This is a genomic window from Streptomyces hokutonensis (genome assembly GCF_000376565.1).
GTDB classification, from domain to species: Bacteria; Actinomycetota; Actinomycetes; order Streptomycetales; family Streptomycetaceae; genus Streptomyces; species Streptomyces hokutonensis.
On sequence record NZ_BARG01000033.1, the window covers coordinates 348293 to 362466 of the forward strand.

Genomic DNA, 14174 nt, shown 5'->3' on the forward strand with positions numbered 1-14174 from the left:
TGGAGCGCATGGACGCCGAGCTGTTTCCCCGGGCCCGCACCGAGATCGCGCCGGGCGCGGTGCACGTGCCGGACTGGCTCGACCAGGGCCGCCAGCGCGACCTCCTGACCGCCTGCCGCGACTGGGCCCGCCCACCCGCCGGCCTGCGCACGGTCCGCACCCCCGGCGGCGGCACGATGACCGCCCGCCAGGTCTGCCTGGGCTGGCACTGGTACCCGTACGCCTACTCCCGCACGACGACCGACGGCGACGGCACCCCCGTGAAGCCGTTCCCGCCCTGGCTCGACGAACTGGGCCGACAGGCGGTCACCGACACACTGGGGACGCCGACCGCGTCGTACGACATCGCACTGATCAATTTCTACGACGCCGACGCCCGGATGGGCATGCACCGCGACAGCGACGAGAAGTCCGACGCACCGGTCGTGTCGCTGAGCCTCGGCGACACCTGCGTCTTCCGCTTCGGCAACACCGAGACCCGCACGAAGCCTTACACGGACGTGGAGTTGAGGAGTGGCGACCTGTTCGTGTTCGGCGGCCCGTCGCGGCTGGCGTACCACGGGGTGCCGAGGGTGTACGAGGGCACGGCGCCGGGGGAGCTGGGGCTGAGAGGGAGACTGAACGTGACGCTGAGGGTCAGTGGCTTCTGAGCGGGGTGCGCTTCGAAGGGGCGCGGGGCTGTGTCGATATGCGGCTCCGCCGCGTGGGCGCGACCAGCCCCCACCGGCCGCCACTATGACCACAACCCCCACCGGCTCTCGATACGGATCATGGGAGACTCCCCCTCATGAGCGGCGAAGGGACAACCTCAAGAGCGCGGCTGGACCGAGGACGCGGAGCCCTCGGCCCCGCGCTGGAACTCGTGCACACCGGCCGCGCCCCCACCCGCGCCGTACTGACCGCGGAACTGGGCGTGACCCGGGCAACGGCCGGCGCGGTCGCCGCCGAGCTGGAGGCACTGGGCCTGATCAGGGTCGACGCGAGGCCCGGCGCGGCGGCGGGCTCGCAGGGCCGCCCCTCGCACCGGCTCGCGCTCGCCGAGGACGGCCCCGTCGTCCTCGCCGCCCAGGTGCACGCCGACGGCTTCCGCGCCGCGCTGGTCGGTCTCGGCGGCCAGATCGTGGCGACAGCCCCGGGCTGCGAGGCCGTCGACGCCGACCCGGCGAAGGTGCTCGGCTCGGTCGTCGAGGCGGGCGCGGATCTGCTGCGGGCGACCGGCCGCCGCTGCGTGGGCGCCGGACTCGCCGTACCGTCCGCCGTCGCCGAACCCGACGGACTGGCACTGAACCCCCTCCACCTCGCCTGGCCCGCGGGCGCGCCCGTGCGGCGGATCTTCGCCGAGTGCGTGCGCGCGGCCGGCCTCGCCGGACCGGCGTTCGCGGGCAACGACGTCAACCTCGCCGCGCTCGCCGAACACCGGCACGGCGCGGGCCGGGGCGCCCGCGACCTGCTGTGCGTGGCGACCGGGCACCGGGGTGTGGGCGGCGCGCTGGTGCTCGACGGGCGTCTGCACACGGGGAGTTCGGGGCTCGCGCTCGAGGTCGGACACCTCACCGTCAACCCCGAGGGCCGCCCCTGCCACTGCGGCAGCCGCGGCTGCCTCGACGTCGAGGCCGACCCCCTCGCCTTCCTCACGGCCGCCGGTCGTGAGCCGGGTCCCGAGGTGTCCCTGCTCCAGGAGTCCAACGACCTGATCCGCCTGCACTACGACGACCTGTCCGTCCGCAGGGCCGCCGAGACGCTGATCGACCGCCTGGGGCTGGGACTCGCCGGGCTGGTGAACATCCTCAATCCCGACCGGATCATCCTCGGCGGACTGCACCGCACCCTCCTGGACGCCGACCCGGACCGGCTGCGCGCGGTCGTCGCCGACCGCAGCCTGTGGGGGCAGAGCGGGGGCGTGCCGATCCTCGCCTGCACCCTTGACCACAACAGCCTGGTGGGCGCCGCCGAGTTGGCGTGGCAGCCCGTGCTCGACGACCCGCTGGCGGCCCTTTCCTGACCGCGCGGACGGCACGTGACGCAAGGAATTGACGAGCCCGTTGGGAGCCGGGGCAGAGTAGGTCTATCGTCGGAAACCTAAGGCCAGAGGATGGAGGGCGGCCGGTGATGCCGCAGGATGAGCCCGTGATCGGATGCACGGGGCAGGTGATCATCGGAACCCGTGGAAACGCGGGCCCCGGCGAGATCCTGGTGCGCGTCCGCGGCGGCTCCGAGACCTTCCTCGCCTGGTCTGACGATCCTCTGCCCACGGGGGCGACCGTGCTCGTGATCGAGTCGCGTGGGGGTCGTGAGGTCCACGTCATCGAATGGGTGGATCCATTGGACGCGCTGGGCGGGGACCCCGCCGGCGCAGAGTGAGGAGTACCAATGTTCGGTTACCGCGTTCCCGCTCCCGATGAGGCGATGCTGATCTCGGGTGGCAGGCGGGGACTGGGGGGCGCGCCGTTCCGAGTGGTGACGGGGCACGGAAAGTTCGTGCTCCCGGTTTTCCGCAAGACCCGTTTCCTCACCCTGGCGATGTGCGAGGCAGAGGTCACCGAGACCTGCGTGACCCGGCAGGGCATCGCCCTGAACGTCCGTGCCGTCATCGCCTTCAAGGTCGGCAACGACACCGAGAGCATCATCAACGCGGGCCAGCGCTTCCTGTCCGACCAGGATCAGATGTCGGTCCTGACCGGCCGGATCTTCGCCGGTCACCTGCGGTCCATCATCGGCTCGATGACCGTCGAGGAGATCGTCACCGAGCGGCAGAAGCTCGCCGCCGAGGTCCTGGACACCTCGAAGATCGAGATGGCCAAGATCGGCCTGATCGTGGACTCGCTGCAGATCCAGTCGATCGACGACGGCGACACCGGCTACATCGAGGCCATGTCCGCCCCGCACAAGGCGGCCATTCAGCGCCAGGCCCAGATCGCCCAGGCCCAGGCCACCCAGGCCTCCGCCGAGGCGCAGCAGGTCGCGGCCCGCAACCAGGCCGAGTACGCCCGGCAGACCGCCGTCGTCAAGGCCGAGTACTCGGCCGAGGTGGACCGCGCCCAGGCGCAGGCCGCGCAGGCCGGACCGCTGGCACAGGCCCACGCCCAGCAGGAAGTGCTCGCCGCGCAGACCGAACTGGCCCAGCGCCAGGCCGAGTTGCGCCAGCAGCAGCTCGTCGCCGAGATCGTCAAGCCGGCCGAGGCCGAGGCCCAGCGGATCAAGCTGCTCGCCATCGCCGAGGCCGACCGCATGAAGATCCAGGCCGAGGCGGCGGCCTCCTACGACCGGGTCGCGCTCGACCGCATGCTGATCGACCAGCTCCCGCAGATCGTCAAGGAAGCGGCGGGCGGCCTCGCCGGCGCCAACGTCAACGTCCTCAACGGCGCCGACGGCCTCGGCGAGATCGCGGCCGGCCTGGTCTCGCAGGGCCTCACGATCCTCGACTCGGTCCGGGGCAACCTGGGCAACGCGGACAACGACGGCCGCCGCCCCGGCGACGACGTCAAGAACCTGCTCCAACTCCCGGCGAAGAAGGACGACAAGAAGGACGACGGTCCGGTGGACCTCGACTAACAGACGCGCGAGGCGGGGCCGGTCCTACCAGGGAGCCGTGAGACTCCACAACGTCGCCACCAGCGGGCGGCGCAGGTCCGCCCGCCGTACGCACAGCCCGATCGGGAGCGGCTCCGGCGCGGGATCCGCCGCGACGACCGCCAGCCGCTCCCGTACGGCACTGCACTCCAGCACCAGCCGGGGCACCACACCCGTCCCGCAGCCCAGCGCGACCAGCGTCAACAGCCCTTCGTGGCCGTCCGGTTCGCAGGCCACGTCCGGTGTCGTACCCCGGGCGCGGAACCAGCGGTCGGCCGCCTCCCGGACCAGACCCCGGTGCGGGAGCACGAACGGGCCGTCGAGATCCGGATCGGGACGGTCGCGGGCGGTGACCAGCACCAGCTCGGTCACCGCGACCGTCCGGCTCACCAGCGGCTCCGGCAGCCGCGCCGGGATGCCCGCGACCGCCACGTCCACCTCACCCTCGTCGAGCCGGGCCAGCGCCGCCGCCGCGTCACCGGTGCGCAGATCGAGCCGCACCTGCGGATGCGCGGCCCGGAACGGCGCCAACAGGTCGGGCAGCAGGGCCTGGCAGGCGGTCACCGTGGCGAACAGGGCGAGGCTGCCGGTGAGTTCGGCCGGATCGGGATGCTCCTCGCGGTAGGCGCGCCACAACTCCAGTGCCTGGACGGCGTATTCACGGAACCGGTGCCCCTCCGCCGTCAACGACACCCCGCGCGCGCCACGGTCGAACAGCCGGTGCCCGAGGTCGGCCTCCAGCCGCTGCACGGTCCGCGTCAGCGTCGCCGGACTCACATGACAGTCCAGACTCGTCCGCCCGAAGTTCAGCGTCTGCGCCAGATGCAGGAAAAGATGCAGCTCCCGACGGTCGTCCCGCATCCCTTGACCTGGCCCTTTCACTTCTCGCAACAGTCCGCTGCACAGATTGCGCTTGCCGCAACACTCGCCCGGAGCCTACAACTCGACCATGACCTCGACCACGCACACCTCCGCCGTCTTCACCCTCGAAACGATGGACGTGCCCGGCGGCACGGAGACCATCCTGCGCGGCGGCCGCCACCTCTTCCCGCTGCTCCCGCAGGCCTTCGCGGGAGTCCGCCGCATCGGCGTCATCGGCTGGGGCCCGCAGGGCCGCGCCCAGGCCCGCAACCTGCGCGACTCCCTCGCCGGTACGGACATCCGGGTGAGTGTCGGACTGCGCCCCGGCTCGGCGTCCGCCGCCGACGCCCGCGCCCACGGCTTCACCGAGGAGGACGGCACGCTCGGCGACTGGCTGGCTGTCACCGCCGACAGCGACCTCGTCGTCCTCCTCATCGCGGACGCCGCCCTCGCCGCCCACCACGAGGAGATCTTCGCCGCGCTCAAGCCCGGCGCCACCATCGGCCTCTCCCACGGCTTCCTCCTCGGCCATCTCCGGGCCACCGGCGGCGAGTTCCCGCCCGGACACGGCGTGATCGCTGTCTGCCCCAAGGGCATGGGCGACTCCGTGCGCCGCCTCTACGAACAGGGCGCCGAGATCAACGGAGCGGGAATCAACAGCAGTTACGCCGTCCACGCCGACCCCGACGGCAAGGCCACCGACCGCGCGCTCGGCTGGTCGGTCGCGCTGGGCTCGCCGTACACCTTCCGCACCACCCTGGAGAGCGAGTACCGCTCCGACATCGTGGGCGAGCGTGCCATCCTGCTCGGCGCCGTCCACGGCATCGTCGAGAGCCTCTACACGCGCTACCGCCTGTCCGGCGACGACCCGGTGACCGCGTACGAGCGCTCCTGCGAGAACGTCACCGGACCCATCGCGCGCACCATCTCGCACGCCGGACTCCGCGCCGTCCGCGAGGAGTTGGACCCGGCCGGACGCGAGGTCTTCGACCGCGCGTACTCGGCGACCTACGGTCCCGCCCGCGAGATCGTCGCCGAGATCTACGACGAGGTCGCCGACGGCACCGAACTGCGCAGCGTCGTCCTCGCCGAACGGCGGCTCGGCGCACGGGAGATGAGCGGGATCGGCGGCTCACCCATGTGGGCAGCCGGTCCGGAGGTCCGCGCCCGCCGGGCCGAACGCGCCCTGCCCGTCGAGCCGTTCACCGCCGGAGTGTTCGTGGCGACGATGACCGCCCAGGTCGACGAGTTCGCCGAGCGCGGCCACCCCTGGTCCGAGATCGTCAACGAGTCGGTCATCGAGGCAGTGGACTCCCTGCTGCCGTACATGCACGCCCGTGACGTGGCGTACATGGTCGACAACTGCTCCCGCACGGCCCGCCTGGGCACCCGCCGCTGGGGCCCGCGCTTCCAGGCGGCCTACGAGCAGATCGCCTACCCTGCGTCCGAACTCCCGCCGAACGAGGCCCTGTTGACGGCCTTCGACGCCCACCCCATGCACGAGGCACTGGCAGCCGCGGCGAAACTGCGGCCGTCCGTGGACATCTCCGTGGCCTAGGAGCCGATCACCGCGAGGTCGGGAACGGCAGGGCGTCCTGGTAGGCGTTCACCGGCTTGGCGACCTTCTCGACGGTGACGCCGTCGAGCGCGGCCGGGGCGGAACTCGTACCCAGGGTTCCGCCCGCGTGCCAGGTCCCGGTGATCGTCACCCAGGTGTTCGCGGCCAGGGCCGGAATGCCGTAGACCCGCACCTTGATGGACTGGGCGTCCGCCGCGCAGCACGAGATCATGATGCGGGTCAGGTCCCAGGAGGTGCTTCCTCTGTCGGGCGTGACGAAACCGGTCATCTGGACGGTGCGGCCCTTGATGGTCCCCTTGCGGTCCTGCTGCACACGGGTGGTGAAGTCGGTGAGCGTCATCGGCAGCGGCGAGGTCGCGGGCAGCGGATCGAAGGAGTCCTGCTGGGGGACGGCCTTGGGAGCGGCGCGCGAGGCCGTGTAGGCGCCGAGGGCGGGCGGGGCGTAGAAGAGCAGGCTGAGCGCGGGGAGGAAGAGCAGCCAGGCGACGCGGGGCACCTTGGAGTGGTTGTGGCCCACATGCCCTTCGGAGGCTTCGATGTGGTCGCCGTCGGTGCCTGCAGGGCTTCGCCGTGACCATGCCTCCGCGATGCCCAGCAGGATCAGCAGGAACCCCGAGGCGATGAGCATCGGGCGCATGCTCGGCTTGACGTAGCGCAGGCACAGGTCGGTGAAGAGCGAGACGTGCAGCAGGCCCAGGCCGCTGAGGACGAGCAGGGTCACCTGGAGGGGGCGTCTCACAGCAGTACGGCTCCGATCAGCGCGCTGGACAGGACCGCGACGACCGTCGTGGCGGCGGAGAAGCGGGCCGCGAAGGCCCGGCCGAAGGTGCCGGTCTGGAGGGCGATCAGCTTGAGGTCCACCATGGGGCCGACCACCATGAACGCCAGCCGGGCGGTGGGGGAGAAGCCCGTGAGCGAGGACGCCACGAACGCGTCGGCCTCCGAGCAGACCGCGAGGATGATCGCGAGCGCGGCCAGGAACAGGACCGACAGCCACGGCGAACCGGCGAACGTGTCGAGCACGGAGCGCGGCACCGCGACATTGAAGGTCGCCGCGGCCATGGCCCCGACGACCAGGAACCCGCCGGCGTGCAGGAAGTCGTGCTGGAACCCGGTCCTGAACTCGGTGAAGCGGCTGTGCCCCGGTTGGTGCCCCGTGTGGCGCGCGACCGGGGTCAGCCACTCCTCCCGCCCCAGCCAGAGCCACAGCCAGCCCATCACCACGGCGGTGGCGAGCGAGGCGAGCAGCCGGGCCAGCACCATGACCGGGCTGGCGGGGAACGCGATCGCGGTGGCGGTCAGCACCACCGGGTTGATCGCTGGCGCCGACAGCAGGAACGCGAACGCGGCGGCCGGGGTCACCCCGCGCCCGATCAGACTGTTCGCGACCGGCACCGACGCGCACTCGCACCCCGGCAGGACGACCCCCGCGACCCCGGCGACCGGCACCGCGAACGCGGCCCGCTTCGGCAGGATCCTCGTGAACACCCGCGCCGGCACGAACGCGTTGATCGCCCCCGACAGTGCCGTGCCCAGCAGCAGGAAGGGCAGCGCCTGTGTGGTGATGGCGAGACAGACGGTCCGCCAGGCCTGCACGGCCGGTGAGTCCAGCCACCGCCCGACGGAGAAGAGCACCAGCCCGGGAAGAACGGCCGCCCCCAGCAACAACAGCGGCCAGGACCGGGGCCACCCCGCCGCCGCGACATCCTCAGCCTCCGCCGCTCCGGGCGGCTCCACTGTCGTCTGCACGCGAGCTCCACATGTTCGATGTCCGCGTCGAACATAGCGGGCCCTCGCCAACCCTCGACAACCGCCTCCGACGCGGAGGCGTGCCGCCCTCTCTCAATGCCAGTCGACGGCGAAAGCCCGCGCGGGGTTCTCCCGGAGGACGCGCCCCACCAGCTCCTCGCCCAGCTCCACCGCGAGTCGTGGCGCGAACCGCCGCAGCATATACGGCATCCCCGGCCCACCGTCCACCGAGCGGGCGCCCGCGACCACCGTGTCCCCGCCGAGCAGCAGCCGGTCACCGAAACCGGCCTCGGCCAACGCCCGCACTCCGTCCGGCATGCGCCAGTCCGTGGCGTGATGGGCGCGGGACGGGCCGTCGAACGCCAGGTAGGCGCCCGCGTCGGCAGCCTGACGCTGGACCACGAGGTCGGGGGAGCGGTTGAGATGACCGAGGATCACCCGACGCGGCTCGACGCCCAACTCCCCGCACAGCAGGTCGAGTACGTCGAGTGCGCCCGTACCCATCTCCAGATGGACGGCGATCGGCGCATCAGTCGCCCGGTGCGCCTCGGCCGCAGCGGACATCGTCCAGCGGGCATGCGCGTCGAGGCCGTGGAAGCCGCCCGCGACCTTGATGACCCCGGCACGAACACCGGACGGCCCGACGCCCTCCGTCAGCTCGGCGACGAACAGCTCGGCCAGCCGACCGCGCAGGCCGGCCAGCAACTCCCGCCCGTAGTGGGCCGCTTGATGCAATCCGGTCGCGCACACCACATGCACACCCGTGTCCCGGGACAGCGAGGGCAGATCGGCGACCCGCCGCCCCATCCCGTACGGCGTCCACTGCACGACACCGCCACCGCCCACCGAACGGAACGCGGCCAACTCGGCCCGCGCGGCCGAGGCGTCCTCCAGCTCCTGGCCGGGCAGTTGGGGACTGCGCAGAAAGAGGTGGTCGTGGGCGTCGCACACCCCCAGTTCTCCGGGGTCCACATCCCCCAGCACCGTACGGACGAAGCCGACGGCACTCACCGCTACCACTGCCGACCGCGCGGCAAGGCGCCCCGCCCGGGTTCCGAAACATGCAGCACCTGAAACACATCCCCTTCCGCCTTCGGCCTGTCGTACTGCTCCCAGAGCGAGAAGTGGACCAACTCCCAGCGGTGCGGGTCGACGGCCGTCGCAGCGAGCACCGCGCCGTCCTCCCCGGCCAGCCGCCGGGTCTCACCTACGGCGTCCTCCATGACCGCGGCCAGTTCCACCCCCTCCGGTATCCGCCGCCGACTGCGCACGGCGACGGCGGCGGGGGAGTCCGCGGCGCCGCCCTCCTCGTAGGAGAGACCGGTCCACTGTCGAACCTCCGGCCGCCCGAAGTCGTCGGCGAGCCGCTGGAAGGCGCCGCCCCAGAGGAAGCGGTTCATGCCCTCCACCGTGTTCCACAGGTAGAACGGCGCGTACTGGTTAACCGGCGAGCCGTGCACCCCGCGCTCACGCAGCAGATACGTCTTGAAACCGAGCCCGTCCCAGTTGTCGAGCAGATGCCCGACCCGTGCCACCCGCCCCCGGATGATGCCCATGTCGTAGTCGGCGGGCAGGGTGAGTTCGTACTGCATGGCGTGCATCAAGTGCCTCCTCAGGAGGGGTAGTTCGCGGGGTCGACGTGCCCGTGCCAGTCGGCGGTCGTGCCGTCCTCGGCGGCCTCGACGACGGCGAGATGCGTCATGAACGTGCGCGGTGCGGCGCCGTGCCAGTGCCACTCGCCGGGTTCGATCCACACGGTGTCGCCCGCGCGGATCGTCTCGACGGCACCGCCCTCGCGCTGCACGAGTCCCTCGCCCTCCGTCACGTACAGCACCTGGCCGTGCGGATGGGTGTGCCACGCGGTGTGCGCGCCGGGCGTGAAGTGCACGCTGAACATCCGTATCCGGGACGGCGGTCCGGGTGCCGCGAGCTCGTCGAGCCACACCGTGCCGGTGAAGTTCTCCGCCGGGCCCTGCCGTGTGTCGGGGCGCATCCTGGTGATCTGCACTTGCCTGGACTCCTATCAGGGGGTGGGTCGATGCGGGGTGAGAAGGGAGAGCAGTCCTCGGACACCCGCGTCGAACGCGCCCGGTGAACCGGACGCACGGGCCAGGACGTACCCACCCTGCACGGTCGCGAGAATCGTCGCCGCGATCTCCTCGCCGTCCAGCTCCGCCCCGAACTGCCCCTGCTCCTTGCCCTCTTCGACGATTCCGGCGAGCCGCTCACGGATCCAGTCCAGGGTCTCGTCCACCGGCTCGCGCAACTCGGCGCTGGCGATCACGTCCGGATCCATCGTCAGCCGCCCGACCGGACATCCGCGCAGCACATCGCGCTCGCGCCGCAGATACGCCTCGATCCGCTCGTACGGCGTACCCGGCCCGTCGAGTACTCCCGCCGCGGTAGCCCGCAACTCCTCGGCCGTCCGCCGGATCGCGGCCAGCGCCAGATCCGGCTTGCCCTTGAAGTGGTGGTACATGCTGCCCTGCCCGGCGCCCGCGCGCTCCAGGATCGCCTTGGGGCTGGTGCCCACGTAACCGCGCTCCCACAACAGCTCGCGGGTGGACTCGATCAACCGCTCCGGGGTGCTCATGCAACGACTGTACATACTAGTAGTTACAGAAGTCGAGGACTTAAGGAGCAGCCGGAACGAACGCACCTACTCCCCGGGAGGTACACGCACTGCCGCTGGCCGTACGACGACCCGACCCCCTCCCCGGAGCCAGTCTCGATACATCACCGGAAGCCCGTTGAGGGCTCAGGACTCCTTGGAGATGAATCGACATGCAGACTCTGGCGAACTGGAACGGCGGCGGCCCCGGCCCGTGGATCCTGTTCTTCCCGCTGATCTGGGCGGCCGTAGTCGTCGGCGTGGTGACCGTGCTCCGCCGCACGGCCTGGCGCGGACGCGGAGCCCCCTGGCGGGCCATGGCCGACCCCCGCCCCACCGGCGACTCCCCGCTCGCGGTCCTCGGCCGCCGCTTCGCCTCCGGCGAGATCGACGAGGACGAGTACTGGCGCCGCCTGTCCGTCCTGGACGAGCAGTTCGGCCGCGCCGGCAAGGGAGGCGGCCCGGCATGACCACCGCGACCACCACCCGCACGGCCGCGCGGGTCGTCGACGCCGTGAAGGTGTACGGCGTCGGCGACACCGCCGTTCGCGCCCTCGACGGAGTGAGCGTCGACTTCCCGGCCGGCCGCTTCACCGCGATCATGGGCCCCTCCGGCTCCGGCAAATCCACCCTCATGCACTGCGCCGCCGGACTCGACACACTCACCTCCGGAGCCGCCTACATCGGCGACACGGAACTCGGCGCGCTCGACGACCGTCGCCTCACGCTCCTCCGCCGCGACCGCGTCGGCTTCGTCTTCCAGGCCTTCAACCTGATCCCGACCCTGACCGTCGCCGAGAACATCACCCTCCCCCTCGACCTCTCCGGAACCAGAGGCGACCACGAGTGGATCGACGAACTCATCGACGTCGTCGGCCTGCGCGACCGCCTCCATCACCGTCCCTCCGAGCTCTCCGGCGGCCAGCAGCAACGCGTCGCCGTGGCAAGGGCGTTCGCCGGCCGCCCCGAGGTCGTCTTCGCCGACGAACCGACCGGCAACCTCGACTCCCGCTCCGGCGGCGAGGTCCTCGGCCTGCTCCGCCGCGCCGTACGCCAGACGGACCGCACGGTCGTCATGGTCACCCACGACCCGGTCGCCGCCGCCCACGCGGACGAGGTCGTCTTCCTCGCCGACGGACGCCTGGTGGACCGTATGCAGGCCCCCACGGCCGACAAGGTGCTGGACCGCCTCAAGGCCTTCGAGGTGAGGTCATGAACGCGTCCGTACGCCTGAGCATGTCCTCCCTGCGAGCCCACAAAAGGCGCTTCGCCGGTACGTTCCTCGCCGTGTTCCTGGGCGTCGCCTTCCTCGCCGGGACCCTCGTCATGGGCGACACCCTGCGCGCCAACTTCGACACCATGTTCGGCGACGCGACCAGCGGCACGGACGCCGTGGTCCGCAGCGCCGACGCCATCACAACCCCGGGCGAGAGCCAGGGCGTACGCCAACCGGTGAGCACATCCCTGGCAAAGACCATCACCCAGGTACCCGGCGTCGCGGCCGCCGCCCCGAGCATCCAGGGCGCGGGCCAACTGGTCGGCGCCAACGGCGAAGCGATCGGCGGCAAGGGCCCTCCCACCCTCGCGGGCAACTGGATCACCGACCCCAAACTCAACCCGTACCGCCTGGCCGAAGGCCGCACCCCCACCGCCACCGGCGAGGTCGTAGTCAACCGAGGCGCCGCGGCCAAGGGTCACTTGAAGATCGGAGACACCACAACACTGCGCACACCGGACCCCGTCAAGGTGAGGATCGTGGGCCTCGCGACCTTCGCGGGCGAGGACGGCATGGCTCAGGTGACGTTCACCGGCATGACCCAGTCCGACGCCGAGAAGTACCTCACCGCCAAGCCCGGCGAGGCATCGAGCATCAGCGTGCGCGCGGGCCCCGGCATCAGCCAGCGCCAACTGGTCGACCGCCTGACTCCCGTACTCCCCAAGGGAGTTGAGGCGATCACGGGCCAGCAGTCGGCACAGGAGAACACGGACATGGTCGCCTCCCAATTCCTGACGATCTTCACCACGTTCCTCCTGGTCTTCTCGGGCATCGCCCTCCTGGTGGCAACCTTCTCCATCCACAACACCTTCGCCATCGTCATCGCCCAACGCACCCGCGAGAACGCCCTGTTGCGAGCCCTCGGCGCCTCCCGCCGCCAGGTCACCGCGGCCACGGTCACCGAGGCGAGCGTGGTCGCGGTGACGGCATCGGCAGCGGGCCTCGCAGGCGGCATCGGCATAGCGGCCGGACTCCAGGCACTGTTCCCGGCAATCGGATTCCCTTTCCCGAACGGCGACTTGGTGATCCACACGCTCTCCCTCACCCTCCCCCTGCTGGTAGGCACGATCGTCTGCCTGGCCTCCGCCCTCATGCCGGCCGTCCGCGCGGGCCGCACCGCCCCCTTGGCCGCACTCCGCGAGACGGCAGTCGACGAGTCCGGCGCGTCCCGCACCCGAGCAGTGATCGGAACGACCCTGGCCGCCCTCGCGCTCGCAGTGACACTCACCGGCGTACTGGTCTCACCATCCCTCCTTCTGGCGGGACTTGGCGCGCTACTGGCACTGATCGCCTTCGTGGTCCTGGGCCCGGTGGCTTCCTCCACGGCAGTACGCGTCCTCGGCGTCCCGCTCGACCGACTGCGAGGCATCACCGGCGGCCTGGCCCGCCGCAACGCCCTGCGCAACCCCCGCCGCACGGCCGCCACCGCGAGCGCACTGATGATCGGCGTGGCCGTCGTATCCCTCTTCACGGTCTTCGGCGCCTCACTGAAGGCCACGATGGACCAGACGGTGTCCCGCTCCTTCGCCGGAGACGTGGCGGTGAGCACCCCCTCCTTCGGCGCGGGCGGCAGCGGCCTGAGCCCTCAACTGGCCGGAGCCATAGCCAAGTTGCCCGAGGTGGACACAGCAGTGGGCCTGGGCCGAGGAGTGGCCGAAGTCAACGGCAAGGGAAGGGCGTTGACGGTAACGGATCCCACGGCCCTTGCCCGCACCTTCGACCTGGGCAAGGTCCAGGGCTCCCTGACCACCCTGGGCACCGACGGCATCGCCATCACACGCACAGAAGCGAACCGCCAACACCTCACCACCGGCAGCAAGGCCCAACTCACCTTCACCGACGGCAAGAAGAAGACCTTCACGGTCCGCGCGGTCTACGGCCAGTCCGAACTGGCCGGCGACTACGTCATCACCCGGGCCGCCTGGGCCCCACACCGCACCCAGGACTCCGACACACTGGTCGCAGTCTCCTTCAAGGACGGCGTGAGCACGGCCAAGGGCAAGGCCGCCGTAGCGAAGGTCGCCGACCACTACGGCGCCCCCCAAGTCCAGACCCGCCACGAATACGCCCAGTCCTCGGCAGGCGGCATAGACATGATGCTGACCCTCGTCTACGCCCTACTCGCCCTGGCCGTCCTGATCGCCCTCCTGGGCATCGCCAACACACTGACCCTGGCAATCCACGAACGCACCCGGGAACTGGGCCTGTTGAGGGCCGTGGGCCAGACCCGCCCCCAACTGAGGGCCATGATCCGCTGGGAATCGGTCCTGGTGGCAGCCTTCGGCACGGTAGGCGGCCTAGCCCTCGGTGCCTTCCTCGGCTGGGTCCTGGTCAAGGCCTCGGACGGAGCAAGCGACAGCACCTTCGCCTTCTCCATCCCACCCCAACAACTCCTCCTGGTAGCCCTGGTAGGCCTGACAGCAGGGGCACTGGCAGGCCTCCGCCCAGCCCGCCGAGCCGCACATCTGGACCTACTCCGAGCCATCGCGACGGAGTAACTCCGGGCAAGGGCCCACCCACTCTCACCT

The 14174-nt window shown here is 71.1% G+C and carries 15 protein-coding genes; 8 read left to right on the forward strand and 7 right to left on the reverse strand.

Features of this window, described 5'->3' with window-relative positions; all coding sequences use genetic code 11:
- The first annotated feature begins 8 nt into the window (after positions 1–8).
- The 4 genes from SSP08S_RS20885 to SSP08S_RS20900 all read left to right on the forward strand — a co-directional run bounded on the left by SSP08S_RS20885 (position 9) and on the right by SSP08S_RS20900 (position 3552).
- The gene (locus SSP08S_RS20885; RefSeq protein WP_019069574.1) at positions 9–650 is read left to right on the forward strand and encodes an alpha-ketoglutarate-dependent dioxygenase AlkB family protein; all 642 of its coding nucleotides are present in this window, start codon (positions 9–11) and stop codon (positions 648–650) included.
- A gap of 137 nt (positions 651–787) precedes the next feature.
- Positions 788–2002, forward strand: coding sequence for an ROK family protein (locus SSP08S_RS20890; protein WP_086021981.1), 1215 nt, complete (start codon positions 788–790; stop codon positions 2000–2002).
- 107 nt (positions 2003–2109) lie between these two features.
- Positions 2110–2361 (forward strand): NfeD C-terminal domain-containing protein, encoded by a 252-nt coding sequence (locus SSP08S_RS20895; RefSeq protein WP_026178689.1) that lies wholly within the window; start codon positions 2110–2112, stop codon positions 2359–2361.
- A 9-nt stretch (positions 2362–2370) separates the two neighbouring features.
- A complete protein-coding gene (locus SSP08S_RS20900) occupies positions 2371–3552 on the forward strand; it encodes an SPFH domain-containing protein (RefSeq protein ID WP_019069577.1) in 1182 nt (393 codons plus the stop codon).
- A 24-nt stretch (positions 3553–3576) separates the two neighbouring features.
- On the opposite strand, the gene ilvY is transcribed toward SSP08S_RS20900, so the two are convergent.
- A complete protein-coding gene (gene ilvY, locus SSP08S_RS20905) occupies positions 3577–4431 on the reverse strand; it encodes an HTH-type transcriptional activator IlvY (RefSeq protein ID WP_019069578.1) in 855 nt (284 codons plus the stop codon).
- A gap of 88 nt (positions 4432–4519) precedes the next feature.
- On the opposite strand from ilvY, the gene SSP08S_RS20910 reads away from it, so the two are divergent.
- Entirely contained in the window at positions 4520–5989 is a 1470-nt protein-coding gene (locus SSP08S_RS20910) for a ketol-acid reductoisomerase (protein WP_019069579.1), read from the forward strand.
- Positions 5990–5996: 7 nt separating this feature from the next.
- Here SSP08S_RS20910 and SSP08S_RS20915 read toward each other — a convergent pair whose 3' ends face one another.
- From SSP08S_RS20915 to SSP08S_RS20940, 6 genes are all read right to left on the reverse strand, one after another.
- The gene (locus SSP08S_RS20915) at positions 5997–6749 is read right to left on the reverse strand and encodes a TIGR03943 family putative permease subunit (RefSeq protein WP_026178690.1); all 753 of its coding nucleotides are present in this window, start codon (positions 6747–6749) and stop codon (positions 5997–5999) included.
- Positions 6746–7759, reverse strand: a complete 1014-nt coding sequence (locus SSP08S_RS20920) for a permease (RefSeq protein ID WP_019069581.1) — start codon at positions 7757–7759, stop codon at positions 6746–6748. Before SSP08S_RS20920 ends, SSP08S_RS20915 begins: the two co-directional genes overlap by 4 nt.
- 93 nt (positions 7760–7852) lie before the next feature.
- Positions 7853–8779 (reverse strand): phosphotriesterase family protein, encoded by a 927-nt coding sequence (locus tag SSP08S_RS20925; protein WP_019069582.1) that lies wholly within the window; start codon positions 8777–8779, stop codon positions 7853–7855.
- On the reverse strand, positions 8773–9360 hold the full coding sequence (locus SSP08S_RS20930) for a DUF4865 family protein (RefSeq protein WP_019069583.1): 588 nt from the start codon (positions 9358–9360) through the stop codon (positions 8773–8775). The genes SSP08S_RS20925 and SSP08S_RS20930 overlap by 7 nt, the downstream gene beginning before the upstream one ends.
- A gap of 11 nt (positions 9361–9371) precedes the next feature.
- Complete coding sequence (locus SSP08S_RS20935) at positions 9372–9767, reverse strand: (R)-mandelonitrile lyase (RefSeq protein WP_019069584.1); 396 nt, start codon at positions 9765–9767, stop codon at positions 9372–9374.
- Positions 9768–9782: 15 nt separating this feature from the next.
- A complete protein-coding gene (locus tag SSP08S_RS20940) occupies positions 9783–10352 on the reverse strand; it encodes a TetR/AcrR family transcriptional regulator (RefSeq protein WP_019069585.1) in 570 nt (189 codons plus the stop codon).
- A 191-nt stretch (positions 10353–10543) separates the two neighbouring features.
- On the opposite strand from SSP08S_RS20940, the gene SSP08S_RS20945 reads away from it, so the two are divergent.
- From SSP08S_RS20945 to SSP08S_RS20955, 3 genes are read left to right on the forward strand one after another with little or no spacing between them, the layout of a single operon-like run.
- Complete coding sequence (locus SSP08S_RS20945) at positions 10544–10840, forward strand: SHOCT domain-containing protein (protein WP_019069586.1); 297 nt, start codon at positions 10544–10546, stop codon at positions 10838–10840.
- On the forward strand, positions 10837–11586 hold the full coding sequence (locus tag SSP08S_RS20950; RefSeq protein ID WP_019069587.1) for an ABC transporter ATP-binding protein: 750 nt from the start codon (positions 10837–10839) through the stop codon (positions 11584–11586). The genes SSP08S_RS20945 and SSP08S_RS20950 overlap by 4 nt, the downstream gene beginning before the upstream one ends.
- Positions 11583–14144 carry an ABC transporter permease gene (locus SSP08S_RS20955; protein ID WP_019069588.1) on the forward strand — a complete coding sequence of 854 codons (2562 nt, stop codon included), beginning with the start codon at positions 11583–11585 and terminating at the stop codon, positions 14142–14144. Before SSP08S_RS20950 ends, SSP08S_RS20955 begins: the two co-directional genes overlap by 4 nt.
- Positions 14145–14174: the final 30 nt, after the last annotated feature.

Coding starts and splice junctions, on each gene's coding strand:
- SSP08S_RS20885 (WP_019069574.1), top strand. CDS start 9: ATGGACGCCGAGCTGTTTCCCCGGGCCCGCACCGAGATCGCGCCGGGC.
- SSP08S_RS20890 (WP_086021981.1), top strand. CDS start 788: ATGAGCGGCGAAGGGACAACCTCAAGAGCGCGGCTGGACCGAGGACGC.
- SSP08S_RS20895 (WP_026178689.1), top strand. CDS start 2,110: ATGCCGCAGGATGAGCCCGTGATCGGATGCACGGGGCAGGTGATCATC.
- SSP08S_RS20900 (WP_019069577.1), top strand. CDS start 2,371: ATGTTCGGTTACCGCGTTCCCGCTCCCGATGAGGCGATGCTGATCTCG.
- ilvY (WP_019069578.1), bottom strand. CDS start 4,431: ATGCGGGACGACCGTCGGGAGCTGCATCTTTTCCTGCATCTGGCGCAG.
- SSP08S_RS20910 (WP_019069579.1), top strand. CDS start 4,520: ATGACCTCGACCACGCACACCTCCGCCGTCTTCACCCTCGAAACGATG.
- SSP08S_RS20930 (WP_019069583.1), bottom strand. CDS start 9,360: ATGCACGCCATGCAGTACGAACTCACCCTGCCCGCCGACTACGACATG.
- SSP08S_RS20940 (WP_019069585.1), bottom strand. CDS start 10,352: ATGAGCACCCCGGAGCGGTTGATCGAGTCCACCCGCGAGCTGTTGTGG.
- SSP08S_RS20945 (WP_019069586.1), top strand. CDS start 10,544: ATGCAGACTCTGGCGAACTGGAACGGCGGCGGCCCCGGCCCGTGGATC.
- SSP08S_RS20950 (WP_019069587.1), top strand. CDS start 10,837: ATGACCACCGCGACCACCACCCGCACGGCCGCGCGGGTCGTCGACGCC.
- SSP08S_RS20955 (WP_019069588.1), top strand. CDS start 11,583: ATGAACGCGTCCGTACGCCTGAGCATGTCCTCCCTGCGAGCCCACAAA.